General features: G+C 37.4%; 17 protein-coding genes and 1 CRISPR repeat array. Of the genes, 5 read left to right on the top strand and 12 right to left on the bottom strand.

Annotated elements, in window-relative coordinates; all coding sequences use genetic code 11:
- The first annotated feature begins 150 nt into the window (after positions 1-150).
- Complete coding sequence (locus ACFSFY_RS17470) at positions 151-981, top strand: metallophosphoesterase family protein (RefSeq protein WP_381540411.1); 831 nt, start codon at positions 151-153, stop codon at positions 979-981.
- Between the two features lie 252 nt (positions 982-1,233).
- Here the strand turns inward: ACFSFY_RS17470 and ACFSFY_RS17465 are convergent, their stop codons facing one another.
- From ACFSFY_RS17465 to ACFSFY_RS17425, 9 genes are all read right to left on the bottom strand, one after another.
- Positions 1,234-3,810: a YfhO family protein gene (locus ACFSFY_RS17465; RefSeq protein WP_381540409.1), complete on the bottom strand. Its 2,577-nt coding sequence runs from the start codon at positions 3,808-3,810 to the stop codon at positions 1,234-1,236.
- Positions 3,811-3,845: 35 nt separating this feature from the next.
- On the bottom strand, positions 3,846-4,223 hold the full coding sequence (locus ACFSFY_RS17460) for a GtrA family protein (protein WP_381540344.1): 378 nt from the start codon (positions 4,221-4,223) through the stop codon (positions 3,846-3,848).
- Positions 4,210-5,178 (bottom strand): glycosyltransferase family 2 protein, encoded by a 969-nt coding sequence (locus tag ACFSFY_RS17455; RefSeq protein WP_381540342.1) that lies wholly within the window; start codon positions 5,176-5,178, stop codon positions 4,210-4,212. Before ACFSFY_RS17455 ends, ACFSFY_RS17460 begins: the two co-directional genes overlap by 14 nt.
- A gap of 35 nt (positions 5,179-5,213) precedes the next feature.
- Positions 5,214-5,945: a glycerophosphodiester phosphodiesterase gene (locus tag ACFSFY_RS17450; RefSeq protein ID WP_381540339.1), complete on the bottom strand. Its 732-nt coding sequence runs from the start codon at positions 5,943-5,945 to the stop codon at positions 5,214-5,216.
- 24 nt (positions 5,946-5,969) lie between these two features.
- Entirely contained in the window at positions 5,970-6,794 is an 825-nt protein-coding gene (locus tag ACFSFY_RS17445) for a carbohydrate ABC transporter permease (protein WP_381540337.1), read from the bottom strand.
- A 16-nt stretch (positions 6,795-6,810) separates the two neighbouring features.
- Positions 6,811-7,680 (bottom strand): carbohydrate ABC transporter permease, encoded by an 870-nt coding sequence (locus ACFSFY_RS17440; RefSeq protein WP_381540335.1) that lies wholly within the window; start codon positions 7,678-7,680, stop codon positions 6,811-6,813.
- A gap of 1 nt (position 7,681) precedes the next feature.
- Complete coding sequence (locus ACFSFY_RS17435; protein ID WP_381540333.1) at positions 7,682-8,764, bottom strand: ABC transporter ATP-binding protein; 1,083 nt, start codon at positions 8,762-8,764, stop codon at positions 7,682-7,684.
- A gap of 24 nt (positions 8,765-8,788) precedes the next feature.
- A complete protein-coding gene (locus ACFSFY_RS17430; protein ID WP_381540331.1) occupies positions 8,789-9,607 on the bottom strand; it encodes an HAD family hydrolase in 819 nt (272 codons plus the stop codon).
- 119 nt (positions 9,608-9,726) lie between these two features.
- Entirely contained in the window at positions 9,727-11,034 is a 1,308-nt protein-coding gene (locus ACFSFY_RS17425; protein WP_381540329.1) for an ABC transporter substrate-binding protein, read from the bottom strand.
- A 328-nt stretch (positions 11,035-11,362) separates the two neighbouring features.
- Between ACFSFY_RS17425 and ACFSFY_RS17420 the strand changes: the two genes are divergently transcribed.
- From ACFSFY_RS17420 to ACFSFY_RS17405, 4 genes are all read left to right on the top strand, one after another.
- Positions 11,363-12,082: an ABC transporter ATP-binding protein gene (locus ACFSFY_RS17420; protein ID WP_381540327.1), complete on the top strand. Its 720-nt coding sequence runs from the start codon at positions 11,363-11,365 to the stop codon at positions 12,080-12,082.
- 12 nt (positions 12,083-12,094) lie between these two features.
- On the top strand, positions 12,095-12,838 hold the full coding sequence (locus ACFSFY_RS17415; RefSeq protein WP_381540325.1) for an ABC transporter permease: 744 nt from the start codon (positions 12,095-12,097) through the stop codon (positions 12,836-12,838).
- Between the two features lie 65 nt (positions 12,839-12,903).
- Positions 12,904-13,362: a LytTR family DNA-binding domain-containing protein gene (locus tag ACFSFY_RS17410; RefSeq protein ID WP_381540324.1), complete on the top strand. Its 459-nt coding sequence runs from the start codon at positions 12,904-12,906 to the stop codon at positions 13,360-13,362.
- On the top strand, positions 13,359-13,769 hold the full coding sequence (locus tag ACFSFY_RS17405; RefSeq protein ID WP_381540322.1) for a DUF3021 domain-containing protein: 411 nt from the start codon (positions 13,359-13,361) through the stop codon (positions 13,767-13,769). The genes ACFSFY_RS17410 and ACFSFY_RS17405 overlap by 4 nt, the downstream gene beginning before the upstream one ends.
- Positions 13,770-13,901: 132 nt before the next feature.
- Here ACFSFY_RS17405 and ACFSFY_RS17400 read toward each other — a convergent pair whose 3' ends face one another.
- The 3 genes from ACFSFY_RS17400 to cas2 all read right to left on the bottom strand — a co-directional run bounded on the left by ACFSFY_RS17400 (position 13,902) and on the right by cas2 (position 18,879).
- Complete coding sequence (locus tag ACFSFY_RS17400; protein WP_381540406.1) at positions 13,902-15,098, bottom strand: class I SAM-dependent rRNA methyltransferase; 1,197 nt, start codon at positions 15,096-15,098, stop codon at positions 13,902-13,904.
- A gap of 159 nt (positions 15,099-15,257) precedes the next feature.
- On the bottom strand, positions 15,258-15,854 hold the full coding sequence (locus ACFSFY_RS17395) for a hypothetical protein (RefSeq protein WP_381540320.1): 597 nt from the start codon (positions 15,852-15,854) through the stop codon (positions 15,258-15,260).
- Positions 15,855-16,275: 421 nt separating this feature from the next.
- Positions 16,276-18,421: direct repeats of the CRISPR family, unit length 32 nt; unit sequence ATTTCAATCCACGCACTCATATAGAGTGCGAC.
- A gap of 167 nt (positions 18,422-18,588) precedes the next feature.
- Positions 18,589-18,879, bottom strand: a complete 291-nt coding sequence (cas2, locus tag ACFSFY_RS17390) for a CRISPR-associated endonuclease Cas2 (RefSeq protein ID WP_381540403.1) — start codon at positions 18,877-18,879, stop codon at positions 18,589-18,591.
- Position 18,880: the final 1 nt, after the last annotated feature.

Here is an 18,880-nt window from a genome sequence, read left to right as displayed (position 1 = left end):
TTATACTTAGTACGAATTTACAAATTCTTAACCGTATCTTACTAAAACGTTAATATGCCTTCTTTATAATAAAGAGTAGAAATCGTTATCCTTACTGATTTCTAAACTAAAAAACGAGCATGACTCGAGAGGAGATTTCATTTGAAAATTGTGCTAATTGGTGATTTGCACTATCCCGCAATTGACGAAACAGTCCCCGGTCTTTTTGAAGCACGTGAAGAGTTTTACGAACAATTTATTGGATGTTTTTTAAACGTAGACGCGGATTTGCATGTATCCGTTGGAGACTTAACAAATTTCGGTCGTCCACTAGAACTTAAAGGTATTTATTCACTACTAGGAGACCACAGAGAATTTATTCATGTCCTTGGCAACCACGATGTGTACTCATTACCCAAAGATGAGTTGTTAGAAATTACAGGACAAAAGCGATATAGCTCATTTGAAACAGACCAAGCAGTTTTTGTATTTTTAGATACAGCAAGAGAATTAGATTTTGAAGTTTGGGGTGGTTGGGTAGACGAAGACCAACAAGAATGGCTCGAACATATTGTACAAGAGTCGGGTGAAAAGCCATTGCTCGTATTCGCACACCATCCCGTATACAATACTACCGAAAGATCAGATGGTGAAAATGGTTCGATTCATCCCAGCATTGATATGTGGAGGATTCTCGACCAAAAGCAAGGCGTTGGAATTTATTTTAACGGCCATACTCACAAGGATTCAATCGTTCAGCGTGACAATTGGTCATTTATTCAGACCTCATCATGTTTAGACCAACCCGCTTTTCGATTAATTGATATTGGTGATGAAAAAATAACGGTTTCCGCCATTGATATAGACACTGAAGAACTACTTGAAAAAGCAGCAGTCATCTACGAGAACATTAATCATTATACACACCAGCCCGATGCGCGTGGATCCGAGGATAATCGTAGTTGCGTAATTCCACTCGCTATAACTGCAAACTTGGTTTAGTTCGGCGAGAAGGGGCTGTCCAGAAAGTCAGTTAAAACTGATTTTCTGTGACATCCCCTTTTTTTATTGGCTCGCCTTATATATAGTTAGTCCGAAAGTCACTACTTGCAAGCAAATGAGCGCGTGGAGCAAGGAAACACAACCGGAGTGCAAGCAACGAGTGCCGAGTGCAAGCAAACCAAACTGAGTGCAAGCAAACACGATTTGCTTGCACTCAGTTCAGCCATTACGGCCTTCATTTTCTCCGGCAGCCTATTTCTTCTCCCTAAAAGCAATAAATGTCACTAGCATAGAAAGTAACGTTAGGAACAATGCTGGAAAAAAGAATGGTGGATAATACTTAAATTTCACATCATTTATACCTGGTTTCAACTTTATACCTGTAAATGCATAGTTTGCTCGCTCAATTGTTTGTTTTTCACCATTGATTTTAACAGACCATCCTTTCTCATAAGGAATGGGCACAGTCAAATACTTTTGTCCTGTATCATTTATATAAGATAACGTAGCCGTGTTGCCTTCCCATATCACCGGAATCTCTTTCTCTACCTCGCTTTTTCTTTTGGCTGATTTAAGTACTTCGTAATTCTCACCGAATAATTCAAAGTCCTTTAATGAATAATTCCCTTTCGGAAGTCGAATGGAAATACGTTTTTCATTTGCAACTCTTATTGTGAGGTCATTGACATTCGTTCGGTAAATGGATTCGTTATTCTTTCGCTCTGTTACGAAATCATTCACTTTTAGGTTATAATCTTTTCCGCTTCCTATCTTCTTCAGGTAAAACGAAACGAATAGATCTTCGATGTCTTCATTTATTTCTTCTACTACAATATCCAGTCCGCCTTCCTTACCCGTTACTGTAAGGATATCGTCCTCATATTTTGAATTCACTTCTACAACCTGTGTTTGACTGATTATGTTCACACTCTCTGGAATCGGACGATTTTCATCCAAGGCATTCTCCAAAATGATTCCTCGGAGCATCGCTTGCTCTTTCGCTAAAGCTGAGGCAACTGCCAAACTTTTCTCTGAATAAACTTCCGTTGTTACACGGGCAAAGGGTAATGCATAATTGTTTTTATATGCAGTATAATTCCCTTCTTTAGCGTATTTAGAAAATCCATAAGGAACATTTCCATCTTCATTTTCCGAAATGTAGTATTTCCCATTTAGAATTCCATATAAGTTCGCTCGATTTCCAAGTGAAGCATAGCGACTTACACTTTCTCTTCCCATATCAATCTTTAAATCATTCAAATAAAACGATAGTAAATGTTTGTTTAATATACTGGAATAGACACTCATTCCCTTGAAGTCTTGAACAATTGGCGTATTATTTCTCGTTGGAACCATCCAATCTATTCGTGCCAATGGATCACTTTCATTCGCCTGAATCTTCCCTACTAGCTTTCTTTGGTCAACACCAAAATAGTCTTCACCTAGCATATATTCTTTCGAGACTCCGTTCTCTAACCCTATCTCTTTTGCTTGATACATTAACTTATCTTGTTGAAACATATTTACGGTTAAAAGACTTGTAATTAAAATCATCAGACCTACGAACCTGTACGCCCACTTTTTCCGTTTCCATGCCGCAAAAATTACCGAACAAATAATAATCAACGAACAAAACACCATATAACTGTCTTTAATCGATGAGATAATTAATTTCGGGTCGGCAACGTATGAAAGAGTATACAAACCACATATCACAATAATCGCAAATGTAAGTTGCCGTTTTTTCACAGTCTTCAATAGTTGGAATCCAGCTGCCGATAAGCCTCCTGCCGCCAAAGAAAGAAAGTATTCCCATCTGTACTGCGGTGCAGAAAAACCATTAAACAAACTCGCAACAAGTGGACTGTAATGTAAGATTACTAATACTCCAGTCAGACTGGCAAAAAGTGCAAAACGCCGATCCCTGTAAAACGAAAATAGGAATAAACACAGGAATGCAAACGTAGGTAAAATAACAATACGTCCGTTCAATAAAACGTTATCTACCACACCAAACATAGATATCGAATCTTTATAAGGAGGTCTGTCATTATTTAAATAACCATAAACAGAAGGAATGAAAAAGACTGCACTTACACCGAAACCCAGCAATCCACTCATTAAAAATTGTTTTGTTTGCTTTAACTTATTTACTTCATTTTCACTTAATCGAAAGAACCAACGAAACAGGATATAAATAGCCGCCAGTAGAAAATTCACATAAGCAAAATAAAAATTATCAATCATACTTAAAGACACTACAACAATAAACCAGCGCGGATTGTGATGCCGAATAATTTTTTCGACACCAATTAACAGTAAAGGCAAAAATAACATTGCATCCGCAAAAAACTCCCAGTACGTTACATGTCTAAAATAAATGATGCTTGTACCGTAAATACTCGCCCCAATAAAGGCAGGAAACAATTTGAATTTCATCATCGAAAAATAGGTTGTCGTTACCGTAATAATTAATGTCAATCGAATGATGCTTATGAAAATAACTGCATTCGCCCAGTATAATAAATCAGGCTTTTGAATAATATGTAACACTTCTAGTAAATACGTGAAAAGAACTGTACTTATGAAAACGAGTGAAGTAGAAAAATAATAACCCAGTTGTGAAAAAGTTCCTCCTCCAAAACCAAACTCGTTCGAATAAAAAAAGTTGCCGTTTGTATACTCATTATATAAAAAATATTTAAATGGAATCATTTGTGATAACCCATCATTCAATCCCGTCATATACCTGCCTTCCAAGAACTCAGAAAAAAAGAATAAATGACTTAAAAAAGCGAGCAGAAAACTACTTATAAGAAGGATACCCATCCGAAACCGATTACCTCTATTTCGAAAGAAAACTTTCACGCGGACTTCAGCACCCTTCCCGTGATGATAAAGGTAATCGGAATTGTAACAACTAATGCTAGAAGAGGTGCAAACTGGCTATTTACATGTAATGATTCAACCAATAATACGAGCAATAACATCGTGACGATTACATTCACAAGTTGTGTAAGCGGAAAATAGAAAAACTTTCTCCATGTGATTTCCACATTATATGTATACTTCGTGTTAAGAAAAAATGATCCAACAATACTGATTACGACTGAAAAGATATGTGCAACGAAATAATGCAAGTTTAAAAAATGAAGACAGAACAAAAAAACGAAATAATAGATGGCTGTATTTAATACCCCTACTACTATAAACTTCAAGAACTCTTCATTAATAAACCGCATGTTTTTCTCTCTCTTCAACGATCGATTGCTCAATGTTTGTCTGTTTGATCAAAAAATGAGGCCTTTTCTTTGTTTCATTATAAATCCGACCAATATATTCACCAATTATCCCCAAAGAGAGTAATTGAATTCCCCCTAAAAAGAGGACCGCTGATATTGTTGTAAAGTATCCTGGCACATCCACACCGTGTTTACTTATTTGAAAAAAAGTAATGCATATATATAGAAGAGCAAGAGATAAAGCAAATGATCCCATATAGAAACAAAGACGTAATGGTTTATTGTTAAACGAAACAATCCCATCAATTCCGTAATTTAGAAGCTTTGAAAAAGACCATTTTGTTGCTCCTTCTTCACGTGCGACATTTTCATAGGAAATCGTTTTTTGTTCTAGACCAATCCAAGAGTAAAGACCTTTCGAAAAGCGATTTCCTTCACTCAGCTGCAACAATGCATTAACTGCTTTCCGATTTAACAACCGGAAATCTCCTTCACCATCCGTCAATTGAACATCCACCGCCTTATTTACAAAGCGGTAGAATGATTTAGAAAGTGCGGAACGAACAGGTGAATCCCCTTTTCGGTTTCTTTTCGCAATCACTTGGTCGTACCCTTCTTCAAATCCTTTCAACAACTCAGGGATCATTGAAGTTGGGTGTTGCAAATCTGCATCCATCATAATTACAGCATGACCCTTAGCATGTTGGAGGCCAGCTAAAATAGCCGACTCTTTTCCGAAGTTTCTCGTAAAAGAAAGATACCTTGCCTCTGGATAAGCAAATATAACTTTTCGAATTTCTTCCATTGTTTCATCCGTACTACCATCGTCAATGAAAATGATTTCAAAGCCATAATAGTGACGATTCATTTCGTGGTGAATCGCTTTACATACATTTGCGATGTTTTCTGCTTCATTATACGAAGGGATAATAAATGAAATCGTCAAATTGTTCATAAGCTCACCCACTTTTCAAGTTTTTAACACAGACTTTAGATCAGTAAATTCCGATTATCGACTACTAAATCCGGATAATTTGTAGTAATGATCAAATCGCTGCTTATTTTTCCAAGCTTTAAAATTGCATCTGCATCATTGACGGTCCACGCACCTACTAAAACGTCCACATCTTTTAGTGAATCTACAAATTCTTTTGTTATAAACTCATGATGCAATCCAATATAACTTGCACTCGTATGCTGTATTTGTTCAGCCTGTAATGTCGTAACGCCCAGATAAACAAGACCAATTTGTATAGTTGAATCCAGCTCTTTCATTTTCATTAACGAAGGATGATCAAAAGAAATGACGAGCACTTCTTGCTGCATCTCAAGTTGTTGGATGAGTTCCACGACTTTCACTTCTATATCTTTATAAAAACGGGCTTTCTGTTTTAATTCAATAAACACTTTCGTTTTCCCCTTAGCCAGTTTCAACACTTCTTCTAATAAAGGAATCTTTTCGTTTGAAAAGCTCTCGTCAAACCACCGGCCCACATCAAGCGTGCGTAATTCTTCAACTGTGTATTCACTAACTAAACCCTTTCCGTTCGTTGTACGTTCCAGTGTATAGTCATGAATGACAACGGGTACCCCGTCTTTTGAAAGATGAACATCCAATTCAATTGCATAAATCGATGTGTCTTCTATCGCAAGTGAAAATGCAGCAATTGTATTTTCAGGAGCCTTACCCGACCACCCTCTGTGTGCTACTGCTTTCAGCATTTAAACTTCCCCATTTCATTTTCATTATTTTACTCCAGTGTAAACAAACGCTTGGATAATCTGACGTTGAGCAAAGAAAAACACGATGAGTATTGGAATAACTAATATTAAGTTCCCAGCCATTAACACGTTCCATGCAACACCGCCATCTACTTCACGTAGTTTTGTAATACCGAGCGGCAACGTTCTAGAAGCATCCGTTGTCGTCATAACAAGTGGCCAAAAGTAATCATTCCAGTGTGTAATAAAACTAAACAGAGCAAATGTTATCAGAACAGGTTTAGCGATAGGCACCATGATTCGCGTGATAATCTTCCATTCACTTGCATTATCTAGCCGCGCTGCTTCCAAAAGCTCTTCCGGAACCTGCTTAAAGGACTGTCTCAATAAAAAAATTCCAAATGCGCTGGAAGCAAAAGGCAGAATTAGAGCCCAAAGCGTATCGAGTATCCCCCATGAACTCATTTGCAAATAGACAGGTAGAAAAATAAGTTGTGTTGGAATCATAAGTGTGATCATCGTTAGAGCGAAGAAAAAGTTACTCCCTCTAAATTTATATCGGGCAAAGGCATAAGACGCGGGAATAATTGTTAAAAACTGCAAAGCCAATATCCCTACCGAGACAATCACACTATTAAGAATGTATTTGGGGAATGGACCTGAATTCCAAGCCTTGGAAAAGTTTTCCCACAAAAACTGATTTGGTATCCACTTAGGTGGAAAAACCATTGTCTCACCTAACGTTTTAAATGACGTAGATACCATCCACAAGAAAGGAAGGGCAAAAATACAAACGACCAACAATAAGGCAAGTCCATTCAAAATATTTTTCAGTGGCGTTTTCTTCATAAATACCATCCCTTTCTTATTGATAATGAACTTTCTTTGAAAGTACTTTGAAATAGACAATCGTTAACAACCCAATAATGATGAGAAGTAAAACTCCCGCAGTTGATGCATAACCGATTTTAAAGAATCGGAAGCCGTTCTCATATATGTAATAGACTATTGTGTTCGTTGAGTTAATGGGCCCCCCTTGCGTCATAATTGAAATCGTTTCAAACACTTGGAACGAATTGATCACGCTTATTATTGTTAAGAAAAACATTGTTGGGGATAGCATTGGTATCGTTAGATGTAAAAACGTTCTGATTTTACTTGTGTTATCAAGTGAAGCAGCTTCATATATATCTCGCGGGATACTTTGAAGACCAGCTATAAAGATAAGCGTATTAAAACCAATTCCTTTCCACACCGCAACAATAACAAGTGAGATAAGTGAAGTGTTCGGATCCGTTAGCCAAGCAACACTAGATATACCAAACAAATTTAAAAACCAGTTCAATAATCCGTAGTCTTTATCCATAATCCACATCCAAAGCATTGATATAGATACTAGAGAAATGATATGTGGGCTAAAAATGGCTCCTTGAACAAATCCATACATTGTTCCTTGTTTGTTTAACCAAAGTGCAAAAAGCAAAGAGATACAGATTGTCAACGAAACAGTTAATGATGTATATAGAAAGGTATTTCTAAGGACTTCAAGAAACTTCTCATCTGCAAGAAGAGTTGTAAAGTTCGACAGTCCTACAAAATCTTTAACCGGATTAACAAAATTCCAATCATACATACTCAAGTACATCATGTATCCTATTGGGTAAATGAAGAATAAGGAGAATACAAGAATTGCTGGAAAGATCATTGCATAAGGTCGAAATTTAATCCAAGCCATCTTAAATTCCTCCAACTAACTCATGTTCACGGGCGAAATCATCAATTGAGACTGACCTAATTCGGCTTCCTTCTTCATCAAAAAAGTAAAGATTTTCATAAGGAATGTTGATATGAATCTGTGAAATATCCAACATAGGATCTATAAAACTTTTTACATTCATCACTCCAACACTGTTTTCAACTGTATAAATCGTTTCCGAACCTAATGTTTCTACAGTTATTACTTTGCTAAGCAATGATATTTGATGTGCAGTTTCGTTCGATATCGTAGTCAAAGTCGCTTGTTCAGGCTTAAACCCGATATAATATACACTCTTATTAAAAAGCGGAAGAACGTTTTTCATATCGTCATATTTCAATACATTCATTGCGGGAGTTCCGATAAATTCTGCTGTAAAGATATTATTCGGATCATAATACATAGTCATAGGAGAATCTACTTGCTGAACTTCCCCTTTATTTAATAGAATTATTTCATCACCCATGGACATTGCTTCCACCTGGTCATGAGTTACATAAACGAATGTTGTTCCCAGACGTTTATGTAAGTGAATCAATTCCTTTCTCATCTGCCCACGAAGTTTTGCGTCAAGATTTGACAGTGGTTCATCTAGAATAAAGACTTTCGGCTTTTTCACCATGGCTCGCGCTAAAGCAACACGTTGTCTTTGACCGCCCGATAAATTTTGTGGTTTCTTATCCAGATATTCTGTTAAACCAACGATTTCACTAATCTCTGCTATTAATTCATTTCGCTCCGCTTTTGGCACCTTATTATTTACGAGTCCAAACTCAATATTTTTTCTAACCGTCATCGTTGGATAAAGTGCATAGTTTTGAAACACCATTGCACTATTCCTTTTTCCAGGAGGGGTATGTGTAACACATTCGTTGTCAATCCAAATCTCACCACTTGTAGGCTGTTCAAGTCCCGCGATCATACGAAGTGTAGTTGACTTCCCACAACCTGATGGTCCAACAATAACTGTAAATGAACCGTCCTTAATGGTTAGATTTATATTATTTACCACTACATCATCTTTAAATTTTTTCACGATATTTTCCAACCTAATTTCAGCCATTCAAAACATCTCCTTTTTTCGCTTTTATATATAAATCGCGGTCTTGTTACTTAACAAATGGGCTAACTCTTCAATTGTTTCAACTGAGAAATCCCATTCATTCGTCCCGTGGTGTTCATACTGCGAAATAAGACAAGTTCTTCCTCCCAGTTTTTTGACTGGAAACAAATCATTGTAAGGATTATCTCCTATCGATAAAATCTCGTTCGGCTTATATCCATTTTCGATTAATTCTTTAACAGCCATTTCCATACCTAATGGTTTTTTTGCATCGTATACATACTCATCGAATAACTCATCCATTTGAAGATGTTTCACAAATGCAGGACCAGTAACTCCAGGCGTGTTTGTCATAAGTATTTTCTTTTCTACTTCAAGTTTCCCTATTTGATCGAATAATGGAGAATGTCGATAAATTTCGGTTGGCTTTTGAATCATTTCATTGCGCACTTTTTCAAATGCAGTGCTCCGTATTTCCTGATTCACTCCATATTGTTCCGCATAGATATTTGCAATCCCCCATGGATCTCCGATGAAAAAGAGCGTATCCATCACTACATTTTGACTCGATTTTTCAATTCCATTCCAATAATATGTTTTTACCGGCAAAAAATTTTCATGGGCATGAACAACAAAACTTTCTTTGTCCATGAAGTAACCTAAACGAACAGTATGTTTTCCTTCAAGAATCAAATAACTTTCCTCAATCTTTAGATCGATTTCTTGCTCTGTCAGAGAACCTTCCAATAAATACTGTATATAACGCCCTAAGAAGGTATAGTCTTGATATAATGTCCCATCCATATCGAAAATAATAACTTTTATATCATTCAGCCGCTTCATTTGTTTGCTCCTTTTTAAGAAAACGAGGGAGAAGAGTCTATCAGAATGCTCTTCTTCCAAGTTTTTTATTTGGATTTTGCTATACAATCGTATTGCGTCCGATCTACACAACGAAAACTTTATTTTAACAATCGATTTGAAAGTTCAGCAGCCTTGTCTAGTGCATCTTGAGGGGATAAATCTTCTTCAAGTAATGTTCTTGTTATTTCATCTCTTAATATTGTTGAGATTTCGGGATATGCTTCAGCCATTGGGCGTGCATGTCCATTTTTCAATTGATCGACGGCAACTTTATATTGAGGTACTTCTTCATACAGGGCTTGCATTTCTTCCGAATCAATAGCAGATAGACGACTTGGTAAGTAACCAGTATATTTACTTGCATAAATTGTTTGCTCTTTCTCTGTCATCCATTTGATGAACTCCCAAGCAGCATCTTGTTTTTCAGATGATAATCCCGCTATCATCACAAGGTTTGCTCCACCTGTTGGAACTCCGCTTACTTTATTTGCAGGCATAAACGCAGTGTTTACTTTAAATCCATTCTCTTCAGACAATGCCAAAACATTTGAGAGGTTAGCTGTTGAAGAGAAATACATCCCTGAACGACCGTTTGAGAAGTCTTGTATTGCTATAGCTGATGCCTCTTCTCCACCCGGTATTTTTATAATGCCTTCCTCGGTAAGCTCTTTCCAAAATGTTAAAGCCTCAACACCGGCTTCATCGTTAAATGTGACTTCAGATTCATCATCAGAAATCATTTGACCCTTTCCCTGTCTTACAAAAGCTTCGAAAAACCACATGTCGACAGGCATACTCATACCAACCGTTTCCCCTTCTACCGTAAGTGCTCTTGCATACTCTTCAAACTCTTTCCAATTCTTCGGTCCCTTTGGATCAAGTCCAGCTTTTTCAAGCATATCTACATTCAAATATAGAATGGGAGTACTTCGTAGATAGGGAAGTCCGTAAAGCTTTCCGTCCACATAGGAATTCCCCATTAGACCCGGATTGAAATCTTCCAAATCAATATCGTCCTTCTCAGTAAATGGAGTTAAATCCTGTGTCATACCGGATTTAGCAAAAACACCAATAGTCGCAATTTCATTCAATGTGACTTCAGGAGCATTCTTTGCTGCGAAAGCTGCCTGAGTTTTCGAGTGAAGGTCTGCGTAGTTTCCTTGAAATTCTGCATTGACTAGAATTTCATCCTGTGAATCGTTAAACATTTCTACTAGATTCACGTTATTTTCCCCTATTTTATCTCCAAATGGATACCAGTACGTAATTTCAACCCTACCGCTATCGGCCGACGCTGAACTTCCATTTTCCTTTTTCTCTTTACTGGCTTCGTCGGCCTTGTCACTACAAGCACCTAGTACTAAAATTATTGCCAGGAAAAACAATGCTTTGGTAAAAGTTTTCAATTTGTATTCCTCCATTTCTAGAATTAAAGTACATGCTTAGAATGAATGTTATTTTTTTACGATTTAATCTACATCCACACTTCCTTTCAGATTGAGAAGGTCACTTCGATGAGTTCTAGTGGTGAACCTGTATCTTACATTTCAAACTATACCGTTCATTTGTTAAGCAATTATTAGGAACATGTAAAGGTTCTGTTAAACCTGCATTTCACCGAGCACTTTCTACGAGTTAGCTACCTATTCAGGCGAGTCGTCTAAATTTGAGCGTACGGAAACCAATATACGTATACACTTTATATACAAAGTCAATTCGAATGGGGGATATAAAGTGGCTATTATTAGCGTTAACAATTTACAAAAAGCATATGGAGCAAACATAGTTTTGAAGGGTATTGATTTCGAGGCTTATGCGGGAGAAGTAATTGGGGTCATCGGGAAAAATGGGGCAGGGAAATCGACGTTTCTTGAAACCCTTATGACAATTAAGGGATATGATGCTGGAAGTGTCGTTTTATTTAATTATGATTTAAAAAACATTACTGCAAACCAACTTGAAAAAGTACGCAAAAACATTTCCGTCGTTCTACAACCAACTCAGTTTTATAAGACGTTAAAAGTAGGTGAGTTGCTAAAGTTGTTTAAGTCGTATTACCAATCTCCTGTTGATATTGAAAACATTATCGAAGATTTCAAATTAGAACCGTATCGGAAAAAGTACTTTGACAAGCTTTCAGGCGGTTGGAAACAAATTGTCAGTCTTGCAATCGCCTTTTTATCGGAACCCAAACTGCTTATTTTAGATGAACCAACGACTGGCCTTGACCCGCATATGAGAAATCTCATTTGGTCTTATATTAAAAATTACAATGAGCGAACCGAAGGGACAGTCATTTTGACTACCCATAATATGGACGAAGTCGAAATGTATTGCGACAAAGTAATGCTGATAAATAATGGAGTCAATGAAGTGTTTAACACTACGAGCGATTTACTAACGTCAGGTTACAAAACGATTAATGAGTTCTATTTGAAAAATGTAGAAATTTAAGGAGGGAACCGCATGCTAGCAACACAACTTAAGTTCGACTTACTCATGTTCACGCGCGAATTATTTTACTTATTATTTATCGTAGTCGTTCCACCAGTTACGTATATATTCATGGGGCAATTGTATGGTGATTTTACGTACGCTGGAGATCTTAGTTACGGGCAAGTCTATACCCCATCGTTTATCTTACTTATTACCTTTGGTGTGATCTTTTTCACATTTGGATTTGAACAAGTAATGAATCGAACTACGGGCGTAGAAAAAAGAATTCGCCTCACACCTGTACCGAAAAAAATATTGTTGTTTTCCAGTATTTTAAAATCGATTATTCTAACAAGTATCGGATTTTTCTTAGTTTATACCATCGGAATCGTTGCTTACGATTTAGAATTCCAGCTTATTAGTTTAATTAAATCATACGTTTTCTTCATTCTATTAAATGTAATACTTCTCATCACTTCTTCCGCAATCTACTCGTTATTCAACAATGTGAACGGTGCACTTGTGTTTTCCATTATCATTTTCCAAGTCATTATGATTACCGGTGGATTCGCCATACCCATCGAACTTATGCCAACATTCGTTAAAACAATTGCAAATTTGAATCCGGTTTATCATATGAACCAGCTCTTTATAGATGTTTGGAACAATCAGCTTTTGTTTGACAAGAGTACAATGATTGCCACCGGATACATCGTCAGTTTAGTAGTTATAGCACTATTCGTCTTGCATTTTTCAAATAAGCGGAACTCTTAAAGTCTGATAATTGCAGACACGTCGCCCTGGAACGACTACAATTATATCGAGAGGAGTGTCTAAAATTGAAAGTTTCCTTAACGATTGATAGTGATTTTGAAGAAACAAAAGTGATTATTCAATGCAAAGAGATGGACAATTCCATACAGGAAATCCTTGATTTTTTAAAGGGGCAAGAAACAGATTTTCTCATTGGAAGAGATGGAGAAATGCAACACATTTTAAAACCTGACGACATTCATTATTTCCACACAGAAGAAGATAGCGTCAAGGCGGTAACCTTAAATGGATCTTATAAACTGAAAGAAAAGCTATATGAACTTGAGGCTCTGCTCCCTTCAAATAAATTTATTCGACTTTCGAAATCGGTTATAGCGAACTTACATGAATTAAGTCGTTTCGAAGCGTCGTTTAATGGCACTCTTTGTGTCTATTTTAAATCAGGCACAAAAGAGTATGTATCAAGAACATACGTGAATTCCATTAAAGACGCATTAAAAATGAACAGGAGGAAAAATGGATGAAAACGTTTTTAATTAGAAGCATACTCGGCATTTTCTTCGGGGCATTTCTTGCACTTGTCGCCATGTTTGCAATTATATACTTAGAAAAAATGGAAAGCTTAAACTCAAACCTTTTCGTAAAGAACTCACTTGGAGCGGTCTTTTGCGGTTGGTTTTTCACTGTATCACCGTTATATTTCGAGAATAAGAATATGAATTTACAACAGCAGACCGTCCTTCATTTCGCTACAAGCGTGCTTCTTTATTTTGTTTTGGCATTTGTAATAGAATGGATTCCGTTCACAATAATTAGCGCTTTACTGAACTTGGCTCTATTCATTATCGTTTATTTAATTATATGGACTTCATTTTATCTGCATTTCAAAAGAGAAGCCGATAAGTTAAATGCAGAACTTAATGATTTATAATCAAAAAAATGCCCTACTTGAGTTATCCAAGTAGGGCATGGTCATTGTATAAGCCGGACTTTCCATCATTTCCCAAATCCATCAGAAAAAGCCATCGTCAATAAAAATGACAATGGCTTTTTATGTTGTTACTTATTTTGTTTTCCGAATCACAACAACTTTTAAATAGTTGAATTCAGGATAATCGCGGTTTGTACGGAAATCTCTTGGCAATGTAGATTCCTCAAGTATTTTATATCTAGAGCCGGCTTCATTAAATGCCTCTTCTATAAATGTCTTAAACTTCTTCATTCCAAAACTCGCATTATTCGTCGAAGCTACAATTACGCCGTTTTTCTCAGTAATTGCAATTGCATCCATCAAAAGTGCAGGATAATCCTTCGCTGAACTAAACGTATATTTCTTCGAACGCGCAAAGCTTGGTGGATCTAAAATAACAAGATCAAATTTCAACTCATGACGTTTTGCGTAACGGAAATAGTCGAAAACATCCATGACTTTAATATCTTGTTGCTCATAATCGATACCATTCACACTAAATTGCTCAATTGTTTTCGCAAGGCTTCGTTGGGCAAGATCAACGCTTGTCGTCTTCTTTGCACCGCCGAGCATTGCAGCTACAGAAAATGCTCCAGTATAAGAGAATGTATTTAACACATTCTTACCTTCAGAGTAATTATCACGAACGACTTTCCGCATATCCCTTTGATCTAAAAAGATTCCAGTCATAGCTCCGTCATTTAAATTAACTGCAAATTTCATACCGTTTTCTCTAACAATAATAGGGAAATCACCTTGCTCACCTTTTACAAAGTCATCTTGTTCAATATATTGACCCTTCGTATCGAATCGCAATTTCTCGTAAATTCCTTCATACTCGATAATTTTATCAAACACACTGTATACATGGTGTTTCATTGAATAAATACCTTCGCTGTACCAGCTCACTAAAAAGAAACCATCGTAATAATCAATAGTTAGTCCACCAATACCGTCGCCTTCTCCGTTAAATACACGGAAAGCAGTTGTATTGGGGTTTTCAAACAGTTCTTCACGACGCTCGAATGCTGCTGCAATTCTTGACTCGAAAAAGTCAAAATCAATTTCGACCTCTTCTCTTCTTGTAAGTACCCAACCAATTCCTTTATTTTGAATGCCGTAATACCCTTTTGCGACGAACTGTCTGTTTTTATCCAGTAAGCGAACAATAGTCCCTTCAGTTGTCAGTACATCAGAATTAATAATGGCGTCTTTCAAAATTAAAGGATAGCCTTTTTTAAAATCTGCAATATTTCTTGCATTTACTTGTAAATCAATTGTTTTTGTCATATTGTCATCCATTCCATCGTTTTCTCCATTATCGCACGTTTTCTCCACAATAGCGAAAACAAAAAAGCGACCTGGACATAGAAGGTCGCCAAAAAGGGCTGTTATTAAAAACTGTTTTCTATGTTCGAATACTGTTCATTTCCGTTTATATCGGACAGATTATGCCAGTATTCGAAACACAAGACTTTTCCAAGCACTCATATGCGCAGTGCGTCGTTCTTCACGACCCCTTGCCATATCTAAATACGAATGTAAATTTCCTTCATAAACATGGTTAAAGCATTTAATTTTCGAAAAATGATGCGGTTGAACTAAACTTGGTGATACGGAAAACATCGGTAAATCACTTTCATTTAGAACTGTGGCAACGAATTGTGAACAGAAATAAGCACGCTCACGATCAATCCCCTTATTTACAGCAACACCAAATAATCCTATGAAGTTGAATCGATACTGTTCTTTATTTTGTTCAATGTGACGAATTTTAAATCGAATACGTTCAAATTCTCTTTCAGATACTTTCCAACTGAAAACCGCACAACTAGCTTCTCGAAATATACCTTCCGCAACATTCTCTTTAACAAATCCTGCTATGAAAGGGTTGCTTTGATATTTTCGGCCGAAACTGTACACTTCAGTTAACTGCTCATCGAAAGCAATCGATGCATGATTAAAATCTTTCCGAGTATACATGCCGATCATTTTGGACAAAACGGTTCCAGTATCCGTTAATACAATATAAATCGTTTTTCCCATGGCGCTTCCCCCTGCTTTCCCGTTCGTCGGGAGACAGTGCCCCCTCTTGGAGTCCCCATTCCAATTATGGACTAGTCAAGTTCTTTTCATAACCGACGAGAGGTGGTATTTCACTAAGACTTCAGTCGTAGTTTTTCTCTATACTGTATTATACGTTTTATAATAGCCATTAGTTTCAATTCCAAAAGTTATTTTTTATAATAATTAAAAAATGCCTAGAGGACGGTATTGTTCTCCACGCACAGACAGTTGTTTATTTATCGAGAGTAAATTCAAGGTTGATTCATTTTATTCATTATCTCATATTTTCCGAATTGCTGCTGATATATTTTAGATATCTTCAAAATTTGTACAGACCTACACCAAGGACTCACAGAGAATGCGACCGAACTTATCTGAAAAAGAATTAAGCACAAATCTGATTTCAATCCACGCACTTATGAAGAGTGCGACGCAATCGAGGCAAGTCCTAACCAAACATTACGATATTTCAATCCACGCACTCATATAGAGTGCGACAAATCGAACGACTTGCGAGAGCCTACAGTCCGGAATTTTAATCCACGCACTCATATAGAGTGCGACCTTGGTACACACCGGACGGTCGACTTGCTAACGTATTTCAATCCACGCACTCATATAGAGTGCGACATCTAATGACTAAATACAAGATTGTACGCTATTTAATTTCAATCCACGCACTCATATAGAGTGCGACCTCAAATCTAAATCTTGTTTCTGATGCTGGACTTATTTCAATCCACGCACTCATATAGAGTGCGACGAAGTAATGACTACCACACAGGAGGACAAAACTGCATTTCAATCCACGCACTCATATAGAGTGCGACCCTGAAAACAATCCTCTTGTCGGCGCTTTAAGACATTTCAATCCACGCACTCATATAGAGTGCGACGTCGTTTCCGGTAGAACGCTGTGGAGATGGTTGAAATTTCAATCCACGCACTCATATAGAGTGCGACGGCAAAAGACGCGGGGTTGAAAGTTGGGAAAATGATTTCAATCCACGCACTCATATAGAGTGCGACCACATCAAATCCGACTGATGCAAACACGGGAACAATTTCAATCCACGCACTCATATAGAGTGCGACACAAGATTTGTTGCCTTTGCAATACACAGGATTATTTCAATCCACGCACTCATATAGAGTGCGACCTCGTGTTAGTTACGACAGGGAAAGTGTTGAGTTATTTCAATCCACGCACTCATATAGAGTGCGACGCGACAGCACTCAACGAGATAGCGTACATGACAAGATTTCAATCCACGCACTCATATAGAGTGCGACCGATATGCACGCTGATATTATCGCGGGTGCCGAGATTTCAATCCACGCACTCATATAGAGTGCGACATTTAAGAAAACGGCAGTTGCGATTGCTCGTAAGATTTCAATCCACGCACTCATATAGAGTGCGACCTTTCCGAGTGCCATATCGACTCCGTTTGCTACGATTTCAATCCACGCACTCATATAGAGTGCGACTCTAAATCAATTAATACATACGTTACACAGGCGATTTCAATCCACGCACTCATATAGAGTGCGACAGAAGATGGATAAGAGATTTTGGTCTCCCTGCTAGATTTCAATCCACGCACTCATATAGAGTGCGACGCGAAGGTTGCGGGCGTACCTGTGGTTAAAGGCGATTTCAATCCACGCACTCATATAGAGTGCGACCTTGACGGCATTAAAGAAGGATGCAAAGGGTAGTATTTCAATCCACGCACTCATATAGAGTGCGACGTGCTAATCGTTATGGTACGCCTGGTGAATTACAATTTCAATCCACGCACTCATATAGAGTGCGACCAGTAGCCATATTAAAACCTCCTTCTATAACAGAATTTCAATCCACGCACTCATATAGAGTGCGACGAACAATGGAAGATAGGATTCCGTATGACAAGTGATTTCAATCCACGCACTCATATAGAGTGCGACCCGCCTAAAGAGGACGATGGCTTTGATAGCTTTCTATTTCAATCCACGCACTCATATAGAGTGCGACATACTCAGCTGAGAATCTTGAAAAGGTTGTTGCAATTTCAATCCACGCACTCATATAGAGTGCGACGCTGCACAAAACAGTTATGTGGACGCTGGTATTGAATTTCAATCCACGCACTCATATAGAGTGCGACTTCTGCGTCTTTACGAAGCGATATTATACGTGGTATTTCAATCCACGCACTCATATAGAGTGCGACACGGTGCGCCACACGACATTCAGCTTGAACTCGATTTCAATCCACGCACTCATATAGAGTGCGACACGTAAAAAGGCGCGTAGCTTTACCATCAGATTGATTTCAATCCACGCACTCATATAGAGTGCGACTGAAACGATATTTAATCGTGACATCATTATTGCTATTTCAATCCACGCACTCATATAGAGTGCGACGCCAAAAAGCAGTCGCAATATGATACGGAAGTAATTTCAATCCACGCACTCATATAGAGTGCGACGGGGATAGATGTTAATTATGTTCTTGGAGATAGATTTCAATCCACGCACTCATATAGAGTGCGACTGCGAAAAAGTAATGAAATAACTAAGTTTCATTGGATTTATTGTGAATTCAGATCATTTCACACTTAAACACATACTTAAAATACCATTATTAACAAACTACTGGTGATTACTCAGCTATTTTTGGTGCGAATCTGCCAGTCTTTTCATGTGTACTTCAGACTCGCACTAGAAGATTAACGGTCCTTCTACGTTTAAACTTTCTTTTGCACCTACATGCTTTATCTTGTTTTTATAATTTTTCCCTAGTTTATAAAACCTCAAACTATCCACAGCCGGATTAATTATTTTTTCTAATTCAATTTCTAATATTTTCAATTGAGTTGAATCAACAATACATTCAAAGACTGAATTTTGAACACGTACTCCAAAATCCTCACACTTTTTTGCCACTCTTCTTAATCTTCTTTTACCCCCAACTGATATCGTACTGACGTCATACGTTATTAAAACCAAAATT

Origin of the sequence: Sporosarcina siberiensis (genome assembly GCF_042681925.1) — a bacterium.
Lineage (GTDB): Bacteria > Bacillota > Bacilli > Bacillales_A > Planococcaceae > Sporosarcina > Sporosarcina siberiensis.
This window is presented reverse-complemented; position numbering and strand designations above follow the sequence as displayed.

Excerpts from the sequence above, each read along its gene's own strand:
- ACFSFY_RS17465 (WP_381540409.1), bottom strand. The coding sequence starts at position 3,810 with ATGGGTATCCTTCTTATAAGTAGTTTTCTGCTCGCTTTTTTAAGTCAT.
- ACFSFY_RS17460 (WP_381540344.1), bottom strand. The coding sequence starts at position 4,223 with ATGCGGTTTATTAATGAAGAGTTCTTGAAGTTTATAGTAGTAGGGGTA.
- ACFSFY_RS17455 (WP_381540342.1), bottom strand. The coding sequence starts at position 5,178 with ATGAACAATTTGACGATTTCATTTATTATCCCTTCGTATAATGAAGCA.
- ACFSFY_RS17450 (WP_381540339.1), bottom strand. The coding sequence starts at position 5,945 with ATGCTGAAAGCAGTAGCACACAGAGGGTGGTCGGGTAAGGCTCCTGAA.
- ACFSFY_RS17445 (WP_381540337.1), bottom strand. The coding sequence starts at position 6,794 with ATGAAGAAAACGCCACTGAAAAATATTTTGAATGGACTTGCCTTATTG.
- ACFSFY_RS17440 (WP_381540335.1), bottom strand. The coding sequence starts at position 7,680 with ATGGCTTGGATTAAATTTCGACCTTATGCAATGATCTTTCCAGCAATT.
- ACFSFY_RS17435 (WP_381540333.1), bottom strand. The coding sequence starts at position 8,764 with ATGGCTGAAATTAGGTTGGAAAATATCGTGAAAAAATTTAAAGATGAT.
- ACFSFY_RS17430 (WP_381540331.1), bottom strand. The coding sequence starts at position 9,607 with ATGAAGCGGCTGAATGATATAAAAGTTATTATTTTCGATATGGATGGG.
- ACFSFY_RS17415 (WP_381540325.1), top strand. The coding sequence starts at position 12,095 with ATGCTAGCAACACAACTTAAGTTCGACTTACTCATGTTCACGCGCGAA.
- ACFSFY_RS17405 (WP_381540322.1), top strand. The coding sequence starts at position 13,359 with ATGAAAACGTTTTTAATTAGAAGCATACTCGGCATTTTCTTCGGGGCA.
- ACFSFY_RS17400 (WP_381540406.1), bottom strand. The coding sequence starts at position 15,098 with ATGACAAAAACAATTGATTTACAAGTAAATGCAAGAAATATTGCAGAT.
- ACFSFY_RS17395 (WP_381540320.1), bottom strand. The coding sequence starts at position 15,854 with ATGGGAAAAACGATTTATATTGTATTAACGGATACTGGAACCGTTTTG.